Source organism: Lysinibacillus sp. LK3, from assembly GCF_001043675.1.
Taxonomy (GTDB): domain Bacteria; phylum Bacillota; class Bacilli; order Bacillales_A; family Planococcaceae; genus Lysinibacillus; species Lysinibacillus capsici.
Genome location: NZ_LDUJ01000001.1, coordinates 20,347 through 35,740 on the forward strand (window position 1 = coordinate 20,347; position 15,394 = coordinate 35,740).

The 15,394-nt window shown below is 37.4% G+C and carries 14 protein-coding genes; 7 read left to right on the forward strand and 7 right to left on the reverse strand.

Annotated elements, in window-relative coordinates; all coding sequences use genetic code 11:
- Positions 1 to 90 precede the first annotated feature (90 nt).
- Positions 91 to 1,272 (reverse strand): AraC family transcriptional regulator, encoded by a 1,182-nt coding sequence (locus VK91_RS00090; protein WP_048389681.1) that lies wholly within the window; start codon positions 1,270 to 1,272, stop codon positions 91 to 93.
- Between the two features lie 164 nt (positions 1,273 to 1,436).
- Between VK91_RS00090 and VK91_RS00095 the strand changes: the two genes are divergently transcribed.
- A complete protein-coding gene (locus VK91_RS00095; RefSeq protein ID WP_048389682.1) occupies positions 1,437 to 2,195 on the forward strand; it encodes an SDR family NAD(P)-dependent oxidoreductase in 759 nt (252 codons plus the stop codon).
- A 59-nt stretch (positions 2,196 to 2,254) separates the two neighbouring features.
- On the opposite strand, the gene VK91_RS00100 is transcribed toward VK91_RS00095, so the two are convergent.
- The 6 genes from VK91_RS00100 to VK91_RS00125 form a co-directional block, all read right to left on the reverse strand.
- Positions 2,255 to 3,916: a methyl-accepting chemotaxis protein gene (locus VK91_RS00100; RefSeq protein ID WP_048389683.1), complete on the reverse strand. Its 1,662-nt coding sequence runs from the start codon at positions 3,914 to 3,916 to the stop codon at positions 2,255 to 2,257.
- Positions 3,913 to 4,899: a BMP family protein gene (locus VK91_RS00105; protein ID WP_048389685.1), complete on the reverse strand. Its 987-nt coding sequence runs from the start codon at positions 4,897 to 4,899 to the stop codon at positions 3,913 to 3,915. Before VK91_RS00105 ends, VK91_RS00100 begins: the two co-directional genes overlap by 4 nt.
- A 252-nt stretch (positions 4,900 to 5,151) precedes the next feature.
- On the reverse strand, positions 5,152 to 6,420 hold the full coding sequence (locus tag VK91_RS00110) for a PTS ascorbate transporter subunit IIC (RefSeq protein ID WP_048389687.1): 1,269 nt from the start codon (positions 6,418 to 6,420) through the stop codon (positions 5,152 to 5,154).
- Between the two features lie 33 nt (positions 6,421 to 6,453).
- On the reverse strand, positions 6,454 to 6,717 hold the full coding sequence (locus VK91_RS00115) for a PTS sugar transporter subunit IIB (RefSeq protein ID WP_004232490.1): 264 nt from the start codon (positions 6,715 to 6,717) through the stop codon (positions 6,454 to 6,456).
- The gene (locus VK91_RS00120) at positions 6,714 to 7,172 is read right to left on the reverse strand and encodes a PTS sugar transporter subunit IIA (RefSeq protein ID WP_048389690.1); all 459 of its coding nucleotides are present in this window, start codon (positions 7,170 to 7,172) and stop codon (positions 6,714 to 6,716) included. Before VK91_RS00120 ends, VK91_RS00115 begins: the two co-directional genes overlap by 4 nt.
- A 61-nt stretch (positions 7,173 to 7,233) precedes the next feature.
- Entirely contained in the window at positions 7,234 to 8,145 is a 912-nt protein-coding gene (locus VK91_RS00125) for a LysR family transcriptional regulator (RefSeq protein WP_048389692.1), read from the reverse strand.
- 138 nt (positions 8,146 to 8,283) lie between these two features.
- Between VK91_RS00125 and VK91_RS00130 the strand changes: the two genes are divergently transcribed.
- The 6 genes from VK91_RS00130 (at position 8,284) to VK91_RS00155 (ending at position 15,307) form a co-directional block, all read left to right on the forward strand.
- A complete protein-coding gene (locus VK91_RS00130) occupies positions 8,284 to 9,249 on the forward strand; it encodes an ABC transporter ATP-binding protein (RefSeq protein WP_048389693.1) in 966 nt (321 codons plus the stop codon).
- Positions 9,246 to 10,271 (forward strand): ABC transporter substrate-binding protein, encoded by a 1,026-nt coding sequence (locus VK91_RS00135; RefSeq protein WP_048389694.1) that lies wholly within the window; start codon positions 9,246 to 9,248, stop codon positions 10,269 to 10,271. Before VK91_RS00130 ends, VK91_RS00135 begins: the two co-directional genes overlap by 4 nt.
- A gap of 56 nt (positions 10,272 to 10,327) precedes the next feature.
- A complete protein-coding gene (locus tag VK91_RS00140; RefSeq protein WP_048389695.1) occupies positions 10,328 to 11,989 on the forward strand; it encodes an iron ABC transporter permease in 1,662 nt (553 codons plus the stop codon).
- Entirely contained in the window at positions 11,982 to 13,052 is a 1,071-nt protein-coding gene (locus tag VK91_RS00145; RefSeq protein WP_048389696.1) for an MBL fold metallo-hydrolase, read from the forward strand. The genes VK91_RS00140 and VK91_RS00145 overlap by 8 nt, the downstream gene beginning before the upstream one ends.
- Positions 13,045 to 13,851, forward strand: coding sequence for a hypothetical protein (locus tag VK91_RS00150; RefSeq protein WP_048389699.1), 807 nt, complete (start codon positions 13,045 to 13,047; stop codon positions 13,849 to 13,851). The genes VK91_RS00145 and VK91_RS00150 overlap by 8 nt, the downstream gene beginning before the upstream one ends.
- Positions 13,852 to 14,008: 157 nt before the next feature.
- Complete coding sequence (locus tag VK91_RS00155; protein ID WP_048389701.1) at positions 14,009 to 15,307, forward strand: M48 family metallopeptidase; 1,299 nt, start codon at positions 14,009 to 14,011, stop codon at positions 15,305 to 15,307.
- The last annotated feature ends 87 nt before the right edge of the window (positions 15,308 to 15,394 follow it).

Sequence of the window (15,394 nt, forward strand, 5' to 3'; positions counted from 1 at the left end):
TGACATAGATGATATTGTTAGTACTTCAAAAAAGGAAAGAGAAAGTAAAAATTGATTTCTACCATCTTTTTACTTTCCCTCTATATCGAATTATTTATGAGAATACTTAGTTCTATATTGTTTAGGGGTAATTCCCGTAAATTTTTTGAAAACTTTAATGAAATAGCTTTGATCTGTGAAATTAAGTAATGAACCGATGTCTAGGATTGGATAGTTGGTAAATGTTAAGAGTTTTTTCGCCTCATCAATCCTTTGCTGCTGAATATATTCACTAAAGGAAGTACCTACTTCCTTTTTAAATAAGGAGGAAAGATAATTGGGGCTTAGGTGGCAAATTGCTGAAAGCTGGTCGAGTGTTAGATCTCCATATAATTCATTTTCAATAAAATGGATACAGGTAGTAATGGGTCCAGAATACTTCCTTGTATTTGCCTGTGATACACGGCTTGTATAGTCGTAAATAGCTTCCTCCATTAACGAAAGAATTTCGATTAAACTGTTTTGATCCTCTAGCTTTTGAATGTAAAAATCATTTAATGTAAAGGCTGTTTCTTCATTTAAACCACCCTCAATTGCTGCACGGCAAATAAGTGCAATGCCTGTAATCATCAAATATTGAACACTTCTTAAATTATTGCGTTTTGATAGTATTCCAAGTTCTGCTTGCTCAACAATGGAATAATTCAAAACTTCATTTAGTTTCTCTATACGCCCATTTTTCACATTGTCTAACAATATTTTTTCATAGTAAAGATTTGTATGAACAATATCATTTCTTCTTGCATAGGAGAGTTCAAGCGTAGTATTTTCCTCATGACGAATGAGAGGTCTTAATGCTTGGTTGTGATAAATGACAGCAGATTTATTTAATGTCTTTTGATAGATGGCGTAATACACAAATAAACTAATGGCTAAACTTTGTTGATAATGAAGAATAGGAATCAGCTCTTGATTAACACTTGTCTTTATGTCTTCCACTTCTGGCGAAAGGGAAGGGCCAACTACAATTGCACCTAAATATTGATCCTCTTGCTGCACATTAATATAGAAAAAATTAAACTCAGCATAAGAGAAAAAAATTGGATAGGCATTAGAATCTTTATGGTAAGGATGTGTTTTCAACTGTTCCTTTAAAGAAATGTAAGATGGATTATTTGTTGATGAATAGTCAAAGATTATTTTTCCTAATGAATTAATATAAGTGACTGGAAGATGATGTGTTTCGTAGATTAATTGGCTGATGTATTGAAGATCAATAGTGTTAATTTTCATGTTCCTACACTCCAGTTCGTAATAATTCTATTAAAATGAAAGCATTTACATTTTTATTGGATAGACATTGAGAAAGTACTATTTTGTGTAGAATAATACAATAAATAAAGGAGAAGTAGCAATAAAATAGACAGTGACTTTAAAATGTTAGGGAGGAATAGAAGATGGATCTTTTGAATAAAATTGCAGTTGTAACAGGCGCAGGAAGCGGAATTGGAAGAGCTAGCAGCTTGAAACTTGCTAGCAATGGTGCAAAAGTGGTGGTAGTGGATTTCAACAAAGAAACAGGGGAAGAAACAGTAAGCTTAATTAGAGAACAAGGCGGGGAAGGTATTTTCGTTCAGGCAGACGTTTCAAAAAGTGAAGACGTTCAGAAATATGTCAATACTGCTGTTGATACGTACGGACGTATTGATGTATTTTTCAATAATGCTGGGGTTATTCAGAAAATTTCTCCACTAACAGAGATTGAAGATGCAGAATATGACCGTATTATGTCGATCAATGTGAAGGGTGTATTCCTTGGCTTAAAATATGTTTTAAAAGTAATGGAGGGACAAGGAAGCGGTTCAATTATAAATACAGCTTCTACAGCAGGAGTTCGCAGTGAGCACAGTATGGCTGTCTATTCTGCAAGTAAGCATGCAGTAGTGGGTTTTACAAAATCAGCTTCTTTGGAGTATGTAAAAAAAGGTATTCGGATCAATGGTATCTGTCCAGGGGGAGTAGAAACGGCATTAACAAACAGTGTAACTGCGATGTTTGAAACAGGTGGCTATGTGCCAGAGGAGATTCCAAATATGAGAATGGGACGCTATGCAAAACCAGAGGAATTAGCAGAAATGGTAGTATTCCTAGCATCAGACAAAGCAAGCTATATGACAGGCTCTATTGTGTTAGTAGATGGTGGTTTAACTTTATAATGAAAGAAGAAATCCAGTGAATCATTTCACTGGATTTTTTGCGGTAATGAATCGAATCGCTATAGGGTGAATTTTTTGAGCTCATTCATCAACGTATTAGTCATAGCTTCAAGATCGTCTATCTTAGCACTAATTTTTTGGAAGGAAAGTAGCTGTTCTTGCGTTGATGCCGATATTTCTTCTGTGCCAGCAGCCGTTTCTTCTGTAATAGCAGAAATATTTTCAATGGTACTATTTACTTGCTGTCTCATTTCATTTGTTTGTGCCATTTCTCTTGTGAGGTTTTGTAAATCGCGATGGATATTTGTTATGTGCATGGTAATAACAGAGAATGATTGTTCTGTCTCTACCATGGATTGAGATTGCTCATTTGACAGCAGATAACCTCGTTCAGCCGTAGTAAGGATGTGCGTAATGCCATCTTGAATATGCGAGACCATTGAAGTGATTAAATTCGTAGCATTCTCCGTTTCAGAAGAGAGCTTTTTAACCTCCTCGGCAACAATGGCAAACCCTTTGCCTGCTTCTCCAGCTCTTGCAGCCTCGATGGCAGCATTTAGTGCTAATAAATTTGTTTGGCTAGCAATCGTATGGACAGCATTGGCTGCGCCTTCAATTTCCGAAGTGAATTGAGAAAATTGAGTTACAGCTTCCTTAATATCAAGTGATGTGGTTGATATATCCTTTGCAATGGAAGATTGTTTTTCTAATGAATATTGACCATTTTGAACAGCCTCCAGAGCTTGTTTACCAGTGTCAGCCGATTGCTCACTCGTACGCATAACATCCCTAAATTGATCTGCCATATTATTCATTTGGAGTGCCACTGATTGAATGTCTTCTGACATCGTATAGCTGCCTTTTGCTAATTCGTCGGTTGAGGTAGCGACTTGATTACTACTTTCATGAATATTGTTCATATGGCTCGTCACTTCTTGTGTAAACAAATTAACATCCTTTCCAATATTATCAATGGATTGTACAGTATTTTTTAAATTATTCATCATGTCTGCAAAGCTTTTTGTTAATTGATCAATCTCATATCGACTGTTTGCTTGATAGGAAAGGGTAGAAGTATCCATTGTTAAGTTTCCTGTTGCTGCAGCCTGTGCACAATCTACAATCTGATTAATGGGTTTGGTAATTCTTTTCGCAGCTACATAGGAATAAAGTATCGTAGCAATAATTAATAGCACACTACCTATGATGGTAGAGGTTGTAATGAAACCTATTTTTTGCTTCGTTACTTGGATCATTTCTTGATACCATTCGTTCGTTTCTTTTTTGAGCAAATACATATCGTTTAAAATTCCTTTAATTCTGATGGACTGCTTTTTAATTTCAGAGCGATTGTTTTCTTGAAACCCGCTTTCAGTCGCTTTTTCTAGATTTTCAAATTTACTAGCTATTTTTTCGACGATTGTCTGATGTTCAGGTATTCTCGTTAGGGAAGCTAATGCCTCTAAATTACTTTTTGTTTCTTGTAAAATAGCGAGCGCTTCGTTTTTATTGGCTTCACTATCCAGGTAGGTAAAATTATTTAAAGATTGGCTGGCAACAACTAAACTTTGCTCTAGTTCTTTCACTGCAAGTAAAAGTTTCGTATCATCCTGTGCTGTTGTTTGGATCGTGAATGTTTGTAGGATAATAAAGCCAATCATAGCCATAGCCAATACGATTGGAATCAATGTGTTCATAAATAATTTCTTACGTAGTGTCACTGGTCATTCCTCTTTTCCGCAGTAACTTTTATCGTACCTGAAATAATGGCTTCTTTGGCTTTTTCGATAGCAGTCTGTTGCTCAGCTGTCAGTTGAATTACACGAATATCTGCTAGTCCCACACCCTGATCCGCTAAACCTAATGCAAAGGATTTTTCTGTAATTTTACCATTTTCTGCTAATGTCTTAGCGAGTTGATAGACGGCTAGATCAACATTTTTAAGCATGGATGTGACAACTGTTTTTTCGGCAACAAAAAACTGATCGATATCAACACCTGCTGCATAGATCCCCATTTCCTCTGCCTTTTTTATCGCCCCAAAGCCAGTAAAGCCTGCTGCATGGTAAATAAAATCAACGTTATTTTTGATATATCTTTCTGCTATTGCTGCACCAGCCTGGGTATCGTCAAAGGTACCAGCATAGTCACTCATAATTTCAATCGATGGCTGTACATAACGTGCCCCTTCGATAAAACCATTTTCAAAGTGATGGATAACAGGAGCATCTGCTCCACCAATAAAGCCAACTTTTCCTGTTTTACTTGTCATAGCAGCAATCATGCCAACTAAAAAGCTACCTTCTTGTTCTTTAAAGGTAATCGAAATGATGTTGTTAATATCAGATTGCCCGTCAATCAGTATAAATTGCTGAGAGGGATTTTGTTTTGCAGTCTTTTCTAGTGCTTCTTGTACAGAGAACCCAAGACCAATGATGATATCATATTTTTCTGCTACAAGTTCATTCAGCTTTTCCTCGTATTTACCATCAGGAGCCTCTTTGTAATCAAACAAAATGCCTAGCTCATCGCGCGCTTTTTCTAAGCCTTTAAAAGCGGAATCATTAAATGATTCATCGCCTAGTCCTGCATCTGATAGTAAAATTCCTATCTTATATCCTTCAGTTGATGTTTCTGTCGATGCTGAGGAACAGCCTGCTATCAACAGAGTGATCAAAAGAAAACTAGTGAATAATTTCTTCAAATTTTGTGTACCTCCTGTTGTGTATAAAATATATATCGGCAAAAACTTAATATTTTTAGTCTGATGTCAGACATCCGTGCAAAAAATTTTTAGGATGTCTAAGAATAATGAATCATTTCTATATACATAATAAGTTAATAATATAAAGCTAGATTACTAATAAAGTAATTGATTTATAAAGGTTTTCGTAGCACTTCTTGTATGTACAGCACTATAAAAGCCTAACGCAAATAGCGTCAGGCTCTATATGTTCTAAACAGCGCCGAATAATTTTAATAAATTAATAATAATAATGCCGATTACCCCAAAGTCTGAATCACCGAAGGTTGTGCCCTCATAGCCAATGTCTCCCATAAAGATAAGGAGTATGGCTGGAATAAAGCTAATTAATAAACCATTGGCAAAGGCTCCGGACATCGCACCAATTCTACCGCCAGTAGCATTTCCAAAGACACCCGCCGCAGCACCTGTGAAGAAATGTGGAACAAGACCTGGTACGATGACTTTTAGTCCGATGAAGGGGAGTATAAACATGGAAACCAGCCCTGCTATAAAACTAAAAATGAAACCAATAATAACGGCATTTGGTGCAAAAGGAAAGATGGTTGGACAATCAAGTGCTGGTTTTGTGTTTGGTACAAGTTTATCTGCAATGCCTTTGAAGGCTGGAATAATTTCAGCAATTAACATCCGTACACCTGCTAAAATAATATAAACACCCGCTGCAAATGTAATCGCTTGCATAATAGCGAAAATAATAAAATTTGAGCCAGCTGATAATTGTGACTCAATATAGGAAGGGCCAGCAAAAAGGGCAACAATTACAAAGAACACACTCATTGTTAAGGAAATAGCAACTGAGGTATCTCGTAAAAAGCCTAATGCTTTCGGAACCTGTATATCTTCTGTGGATTTCATTTTATTACCAAAGAGCTTACCAATCTTTGCAGAAACATAATAGCCAACACTGCCAAAGTGACCAACAGCAAAGTCATTACTCCCTGTTATTTGTCGAACTGTCGGCTGTAAAATGGCAGGGAACACGACCATACAAAGTCCAAGAATGATAGACCCAACAAGAATAAGAGGTGTACCACTCATCCCTCCAACTGATAATGAAGCGGCGATTAAACAAGCCATAAATAATGTATGATGTCCAGTTAAAAAGATATATTTTAATGGCGTAAATCGCGCAAATAGTAGATTCATAATCATACCAAATACCATGATTAGTGCAGTAGCTGTACCAAAATTAGTCTGAGCAGCTGCCACGATGGCCTCATTGTTGGGAATGACTCCTTGTACTTGAAAGGCATGATCGAACATTTTACTAAAATGATCTAAAGAGCCAATTAAGACAGTGGCACCAGCTCCGAGGATGACAAAGCCCATTATCGTTTTTAATGTACCTGACAGAACAGTGGAACTTGATTTTTTTTGAATAAGTAAACCAATAAAAGCGAATAGGCCGACTAATATAGCTGGTGTTCCTAAAATGTCATGCATGATAACATCTAACATACCAACACCTCATCCTATCCAAATTTTTAATGCTTAAAGCAACGGTTCAAGCTTTTCTTTTATTTCTGAAATACTCATCATATTTACGATGCTCACAATGATTCCTTTGTCTTTCGCTAATTCATTCACGATATCTGCTGCCCCTAAATAAATATCTGCTTTCTCCGCCTTGGCAGACGCTAAATCTGTATGCGTTACCTCTGCATCTTTCCCCAATACTTCTAATGCTTTTTTAACATTCAATTCTAAAATAAAGCTACTTCCTAAACCGCTCCCACACACGACTAAAATTTTCATTCTGTTGACTCCTTTGTCGTATATTGTTTGATTTTCTCCCATATCATGTCCGCATGTTGACAGGCGATTAGGTCATCAATCTGATCGGGTTCTTGTAAGACTAATGCCAAATCAGCCAACACCTGTAGATGTGAAGCATTGTCAATGGCAGCTAGCACAATTAGTAGGTAGACAGGCTGATTAGGGCTAAAAAAAACAGGCTTTTGTAATCGTAGCAAGCTTATGGCTAGTTCAAGAACCCCATCAGATGGCCGTGCATGAGGAATGGCTACTTTGGGTGTGATGACAACGTAAGGACCATAGTGTTCAATAGATCGAATCATGGCTTCGACATAGCGCTGTTCAATTTTGTGTTGTTGTACTAATGGGCTAGCCGCTTTATGAATTGCTTCTTGCCATGATCGGACAAAGTTTGCAAGCTGTATACAATCTTTTGTCAACAGCTTGGTTAGCAAGGACAACCCTCCTTTCATAAAAATATCTTTCCATTCCATGTTATTACGACTGTATGTGGAATTATGTCATCGTAGAAGACATTTTTAATTGCTTTGCTATTTCATAAACCGACATTTTTACAAATTCATCCATTTTATGATCTAAGCGCGTTTTCGGATAAATCAATTGAATTTTTCTATTTAGTGTTACATCATGTAGATCTTTCTTGAGCAGTACACCTGATTTTAATTCTTCTTCTATTAAGGAAACAGATAGAAACGCCAAGTTTTTGCCAAAGGTCAGCATCTTTTTAATCGTGCTCACAGAATCCAGCTCAATTGTGTAAATAGAAGGCTGAAATGGGTCCATCCACTTTTCAATGAAGTGATTCGTGGAGCTAGAGGATGTATGCAACAATAGCTTGTACTTAAGAATATCTTCTTTGGTGATGTCGTTTTGTGCTGCTAGCTCGTGAGATGGGCTAAATGCCAATACAAGTGCATCTTCACCGATTGTTTCGTAATGAAGTAAAGGATTTTCCTGCTTAGTCTCCATGATGAGCCCGAAATCTAATTCTTGTAGTGCTACCTTTTTTTCAATTTCAGGTGCTGTTTTTACTTCTAATGAAATGTGAATCTCAGGATAGGTCGTTGAAACTTGATGAATTAAATCTGGCATAAAAATATGGGCAGGTAAGCCACTCGCCCCTAGTCGTAATGAACCGATATGGCCTGCTAAAAGATTTTCAATAAAACGATCCATATCCTTTTGAAGTTGAACCATTTGACGAGCGTAATGATACACACCTTCGCCCGCTTCTGTTAAACGGTATCCTCCAGCATTTGTTCGAAATAAATGAATACCGTATTCCTCCTCTATAGAGCGAATATGAAATGATACGGTGGGGGCTGTAATGCCAAGTGCTTTGGCGACAGGGGCTAATTTTTTTAATTCTACAAGTAAGCAAAATGCCTGTAATTTACTATTGTTCATTTTATCCTCCTAAAGGAAATTAGAAAAAATCTTGTATTTGCTTTAGTTTATTAGATTTTTTTTAACGTGTTATTAATAGTAGATTAATATTTTCTAAATATCTGGAATTTATAGTTGTAAGTAACGAGGAGGATACTTATGAAAATCTCATTAAAAAATATCGAGAAAAAATATGGGCAGTCTCAAGCATTGTGGCCGATTGATGTGGAGTTAGATCAGCAATTTATTACGATTCTCGGACAATCAGGCTGTGGCAAAACAACCTTATTAAAGTTGATAGCTGGCCTTGAACAGCCATCAAAAGGAGAAATAAGATTTGATGACACCGTCATTTATTCTTCGGCGTCTCGTAAAAATGTCAAACCAAATAAGCGTAATATTGCCATGGTTTTTCAAGATTTTGCTCTATGGCCACATATGACCATCTTCCAAAATATTGCCTTTGGCTTAAAGGGCATTATTCCGAAATCAGCTATTCCAGAACGAGTCGAGCATGTGATGCGATTGGTAAAAATGCAAGGCTATGAGAAACGAAAGCCAGGTGAATTATCGGGTGGACAACAGCAGCGAGTGGCATTAGCTAGAGCTTTAGCGACCAAACCGCAATTAATTTTATTTGATGAACCTTTATCCGCTCTCGATGCTGTTTTAAGAGAGCAAATGCAAGATGAAATCATGCACCTCATTCATGAGCTTAATTGCCAAGCCATTTTCGTAACACATGATCAAACAGAGGCCATGACAATGTCTGATCAAATTATTGTTATGGAGGCAGGGAGGATTGCTCAAATTGGCTCGCCTGAAGAAATTTATCGTGCACCAGCAACGCCCTATGTGGCAGATTTTATTGGCAAAGTGAATTGGCTTCACAATCGACAATCAATTGTGCGACCTGAGGGTGTTTCGAGAATATCGCGTCCTGGTACGATTGCCAAACAAGCGCAGATTGTGAAAAGTACATTTGTTGGCGATCGTTATCTAGTACAAGCACAGGTAGAAGGACAGTATTGGAGCTTTTATGAGAAGCAGCCATTAGAGCATGGAAAAAGATTGCAAGTTTTTATTGATGAAAAACAAATCTATCAATTGGAGGGTTTACATTGAAGAAACGACATTTTAAATTATGGGCAACTGCTGGCATTTTATTGGTCTTAGCATTAGCTGGCTGTGGTAATAAAGAGGCAAAAGAGACGAATGAAGCAAGTGCAAAGACACAGGAGGAGAAAGTTCTGACAGTGTATTCTGCTGGGCCAGATGGTTTAGCTGCAAATATTCAGCAAGCATTTGAAGAAAAAACAGGGATTAAAGTGGAAATGTTTCAAGGAACTACGGGTAAAATTCTCTCTCGTTTAGAAGCGGAAAAAAATAATCCTGTAGCTGACATTGTTGTACTTGCCTCTGTTGCCTCAATGGATGGGTTAAAAGCAACAGATCAATTGCAAAGCTACGAAGCGGCTAAAAACAAGGACAAAATTAACAGTGATTGGTCGGATCAAGATGGATATTTTTATGGCTACAGTGCCTCTGCTTTAGGTATTGCCTATAATACGAAAAATACGACACAGGCGCCTACGGATTGGTCTGATTTAGCAAAAGCTGATTGGCAAAATAAAATGAATATACCAGATCCAAGTCTGTCAGGCTCTGCTGTTGATTTCTTATTTGGCTACACAGCAGCAGAAAAAACAGCTTGGAGCACGATTGATAGTTGGAAGAAAAATGGCTTACAAGTCAATGGTGCGAATAAAGAAGCCTTGGATGCGGTTATTACAGGCGAGAAAAATGCCACGATTGCAGGTGTAGATTATATGGCTTATAAAGCAAAAGCAGACGGTGAGCCAGTGGAAATTATCTATCCGACGAGTGGGACAGTAGTTAGTCCAAGAGCGGTAGGTATTTTAAAGGATGCGCAACATGTAGAATCTGCACAAGCCTATGTTGATTTTTTATTGTCAGATGAAGGGCAAAAGCTAGTAGCAGATGCTTACTTATTACCAGGGAATAAAGATATTGCTGTGAAAAATCGTGCAGCATTAGATGAAATTCCACAGTTAACAGTTGATTGGATGGGTGCGGAAGCGAAACAGCTGGAAGTACTAACAAAATTTACGGATTTATTTCGCTAAATAAAGGGAGGTTGATATACCTCCTTCTAGTTTTCATAGAGAAGGGTTGACATGCCATGATAATGGAAGGAAGACGAGCTTTTGGATTTTTACTGACAATTGTCATCATATTTGCTATCGCACCGTTGATGGCCATTTTATTTTATACCTTTATAAAAGAGGGACATGTTGATATATCACAATTTAGTCGAATGTTTGCACATGATAGAATATGGAAAACGCTTGGGAATTCGGTGGTTTTAGGGGTTTTTGTGATTATTGGGACAACAATTATCGCATTACCTATGGCTTTCATTCGCACGAAAACAAGTTTATATCAATATGAATGGCTCGATATAGTGTTAACGATTCCATTTATGACACCTCCCTATATTGGTTCAATGGGCTGGATTTTGTTTATGCAGCACAATGGTTTTTTACAGCAGCTTATTCCAAGTGCTGCTTGGATGACAGATTCCTTCTTTTCCTTATTTGGCATGGTAGTGATCATGAGCCTACACCTGTTTCCGTTTTTGTATTTAATGCTGAAAAATACATTGCTTCGCATAAATGGCTCATTTTTAGATGCAGCGCTGATTTTTGGGCGAAGTTCTTTGCAAAATTGGCTAAAAGTTGTGTTACCTCTTTTACTTTCGAGCTATGTTTTGGGAAGTCTCCTTATTTTTATTAAGACGCTTGCTGAATTTGGAACGCCAGCTACATTCGGCAGTCGGATTGGATTTCAAGTGTTTACAACCGAAATTCATTCCTATTTATCAAGATGGCCAGTTGATATTCGCATGGCAACCTCGCTATCCTTATTCTTATTGTCAGTTTGCTTAGTCATTTGGTATTTCCAAAATCTCATTGGACGCAAATATACATATGGTGTGCTATCAGGAAAAACACCTGCTAGACGTGAGATCAAGGACAAGTGGTATATAAGAACAGCTTCTTGGACTTTTGTAGGGCTTATTTTATTGCTATCTATCGGCATTCCTTATTTCTCTATTATCGTGACCTCATTGCAAAAGGTACGGGGAGATGGTTTACAGGCAGGGAATTTCAGTTTGGCTTCTTATCAAGAGGTCTTCACTAGTGGAAGTGCAGGATTGACAGCATTTTTAAATAGCATTGTTTTTTCTATCATGACGGCCTTGATAACCGCCATAATAGGTTTATTCATCGCTCTTTATATTAAAAAAGGAGAAACCAGAAAGCAGCAAATATTAGACTTCTTTAGTTTAATGCCTAATATTATTCCGGGGATTGTCTTTGTTGTAGGTTTAATTATGTTTTGGAATGCTCCTTGGCTTCCCGCAACAATTTATAACACAAAGGCAATGGTAATAGTCACATACTGTGTACTGTTTTTACCTTATTCGGTGCAGTATATAAAGTCTTCTTTTTCACAATTGGATGCCTCTATTTTTCAATCAGCTGCTATTTTTGGACGTAGTAACATTGCGGTTTATCGTCGCATCATCCTACCACTTTTGATGCAGGGTATTTTTACAGGAATGATGATGACTTTTATTATTTCAATGCGAGAGCTTGTAGCTGGCCTTTTAATTTTGCCACCATCCGTAGAGACAGGGGCAACCTTTATCTATAGCCAATTTGAGCAAGGTAATGTAGGGGTTGGAATGGCAGTAGCTGTTATAACCGTCCTTATGACTGTTATTTTTATGTTCCTATTGGGTTGGCTGCAAAAACGAGGAGGGCAGGCCAATGCTTAGTGTTGAAATTTTAGGTGGTGTAGGCGAATATGGGCGCAATTGTTTTTATATAGAAAATCAGAGGCAGGCCATTTTATTGGATTGTGGCATTATGAAAAATACACAAAAAACGCCACCAAATATTACATTTAATCATATTGAAAAGCTAGTTGCTGTCTTTATTTCTCATTCGCATATTGATCATGTAGGGGCATTGCCAATACTACAGAACATGGGCTATACGGGACCGATACTAATGAGTCATACAACTGCTCAGCAGCTTCCACTGCTTATCCCACAAGGCAGAACTTTCTATCCAGATACGATTGGAAAATGGATAGAGGTCAATGAATATCTTGCCTTTCAATGGGGATATAGCGGGCATTTAATTGGAAGCGTGTGGTACAAAATTCGTTTCTTTGATGAAATGATTTTTTTCTCTGGTGATTATGTAGTCGATTCGTATTTATTAAAGGCGACCTTGCCAGAGGAGGATGGAACGGTTTATGATGTAGCGTTTATTGATAGTGGACATGCGGAAAAATGCATTCGAAATCTTGAGGTGTTACAGCAAATGGCTATGTATGTAAAGGCTCATCCCAATCATTCATTTATATTCCCCTCCTCTTTTTCGGGCAAAACAGTCGATATTATGACGTATCTTTCCGAACATACAACTCGAGCGATTAGGGTAGATGCCAAGCTACAACCTTTATTGGCGCATTATGATGAAGAACATGAAAATATTTGGCCAAATAAAGTGATGCTTTTAGAACGACTCAAGCAAAAACAGGACAGTCCCCATGTACTGTATTTTGTCTCAGAGCAGGATGTGGCTCAAGTGGAGGAGCTTGCAATGGATTATCCGACGGCAATTTTTGTTCATACAGGCTATTCTCGTCATGCTTACAATCCAGCTAGCTTAAAGCATATCTCTGAGGAGTTCTTCTATAAAACACATCCAGACTATTGGGATTTAGTGGCACTGTCACAGAGACTTCGTGCACGACAAACGATCTATTTTCACAGTACACATACAAATTTAACAACAACATTTCCGAAGGAGGAATTAAAGCGTGACTAAACTAAAAAAATGGGCATTTTATCTGTGTGTTTTGGGCTTGATAATGATTAGTATGATGGGTGTGAATACAACACAAGCGAAAGCAGCCATTGAGCCAGGCCATGAAATTAAATTCAATATTAAACCTGAGATTTTTAATGAATCAACTATTGTCCAGGCTTTTCAAGCAACTAAAAAGGATGACGTAAAAGTTTATTTTTATGATACGCTGGACCAATCGTTCCTACGTCATGACTATATACACCGCTTACGTGTATATAAGGGTAGTAATAAAATGGATATAACCTACAAAAAGCGTTTTTTAAACACACCTTTAAGTGAAGCAATGGCAGAAACAATGAATCATGGTTTTACTGGTTCTGAGTCAAATTATAAGTTTGAGCTAGATATTAAGGGAGATCATCGTACATTTACGATAAGCCGAAAGGAATCTTTGAAGACTTCTGCTGAGGTCTCTTATGATTCAGTTGCTACAAATGTTGCAAAAAAACTCATTCTTGAAAATGCGCCAAAGAAAATTGTAAATTGGAACTCCGAAGCATGGTATAAAAATACGTTGTCTCAAGTTGTCGTATATGGGCCTGCTAATGCTACGAACTATAAAGGAAGCTTTTTAGGACATGAAGCGGATATAGAGGTATGGCAGTACAAAGGCGATATTATGGTTGAACTTTCTACGAAGGTAGATGATGCGGCTCAAGCAGCTACTATAGAAAAGCAATGGTATGAGCAACTATTATCCACTGGCTATCTAAGCGGGGATCAACGTGGTAAAACGGCATTTGTTATGGATAAATGAATAGGACGATAATGATTTCGCCTCATATAGAAATGAGGCGAAATTTTTCTTTGGCAACAGAGAGATTAAAAAAGTAGGTCCATGTTTGTTCTAACTTTGATAATTTCGCTTACACTTACTATAGGACGAACTTTGGGTGATATGAGGGGGAAATAACATAGCGAAAAAAATGGGCATTGTTACACTACTACTTTTCGGTGTTTACGTGCTTTGTATGTACTGGTATATTTTCCACAGCGGTGGTGGTAAAATACCAAGTGCCTTACAAGGAACGGCGGCAGATCCAGTGATGTTTATGTCTGGCAAGGAGCTTTTTTTAAGTGGTGAATATTCAAAAATACGGAACTTTGTATTCTTTGTAGCCACACCTTTAGAATGGCTTATTTACTTCTTGATTTTACTATTGGGTGTATCTCGTTATTTCGAAAATGTGACGACCTCCCAAACGAAGTGGAAGCTATTGCAAAATGCGGGTTACTTATTCCTATTATCTTTATTGCTCTATATTGTGCTATTCCCACTTGATTATTATCGCTATCATCTAAGCAAAAGCTATGGCATCAGTACACAAGCATTTGCATCTTGGATGAAGGATGGTGTCATTGATTTTTGGGTGAATTTTGGCACTAGCTTGATTATTGTTACGGTGATTTATTGGCTCATTAAAAAGAGCGAAAAAAGATGGTGGCTCTATGCTTGGCTTTTAACTATCCCCTTTACAATCTTTGTGATGTTCATTCAGCCAGTTGTCATTGATCCTTTGTACAATGATTTTTATCCACTAAAAAATAAAGAATTGGAAACAAAGATACTTTCACTTGCTACACAGGCCAATATTCCGGCAGAGCATGTTTATGAGGTCAACATGGCAGAAAAGACAAATGCTTTAAATGCTTATGTGACAGGAATTGGGAGCAATTCGAGAATTGTGCTATGGGATACTACATTAAATAGACTAACGGACAATGAAATTTTATTTATCATGGCACATGAAATGGGACATTATGTTGAAAAGCATATTTATTTTGGCATTGCAGGCTATTTATTCTTAATGTTAATAGGGCTATGGCTAACAGCGAAAATTATGCGTCGCTTGATTTCACGATATGGACAGGTTTTAAAAATTAATAAAATCAGTAGCATTCGTTCCTATCCATTATTTTTACTCATTACTTCTATTTTACTATTTGCTTCCAATCCAGTATCCAATTTTATATCGAGATATCAAGAAACGAGAGCCGATCAATATGCTATTAACCTTATGAATGATCGAGAAGCGGCTGTAACAGCATTTCAAAAGCTAACGATTTCAGGCTTAAGTGAAGTGAACCCGCCACTCTTAGTGAAGTGGTTCCGTTATACACATCCACCGATGCTTGAGCGAATCTATAAAGTTGCGGATACAGGGGAACATAAACAAAATATGCCTTTAAAGGAAGAACAGAAGAAAAAGTAAGAGGATAGGTTTTTCAGGAGAGTAAATTGGGTAGTCTATGACAAAGATGTATCAAAAATTGGTCGTTGATTGATAGGGGATAGCATT

What these genes read in the sequence shown, in the direction of transcription:
- VK91_RS00140 (WP_048389695.1), top strand. Translation starts at nt 10,328, where the DNA reads ATGATAATGGAAGGAAGACGAGCTTTTGGATTTTTACTGACAATTGTC.
- VK91_RS00145 (WP_048389696.1), top strand. Translation starts at nt 11,982, where the DNA reads ATGCTTAGTGTTGAAATTTTAGGTGGTGTAGGCGAATATGGGCGCAAT.
- VK91_RS00125 (WP_048389692.1), bottom strand. Translation starts at nt 8,145, where the DNA reads ATGAACAATAGTAAATTACAGGCATTTTGCTTACTTGTAGAATTAAAA.
- VK91_RS00095 (WP_048389682.1), top strand. Translation starts at nt 1,437, where the DNA reads ATGGATCTTTTGAATAAAATTGCAGTTGTAACAGGCGCAGGAAGCGGA.
- VK91_RS00130 (WP_048389693.1), top strand. Translation starts at nt 8,284, where the DNA reads ATGAAAATCTCATTAAAAAATATCGAGAAAAAATATGGGCAGTCTCAA.
- VK91_RS00110 (WP_048389687.1), bottom strand. Translation starts at nt 6,420, where the DNA reads ATGTTAGATGTTATCATGCATGACATTTTAGGAACACCAGCTATATTA.
- VK91_RS00090 (WP_048389681.1), bottom strand. Translation starts at nt 1,272, where the DNA reads ATGAAAATTAACACTATTGATCTTCAATACATCAGCCAATTAATCTAC.
- VK91_RS00115 (WP_004232490.1), bottom strand. Translation starts at nt 6,717, where the DNA reads ATGAAAATTTTAGTCGTGTGTGGGAGCGGTTTAGGAAGTAGCTTTATT.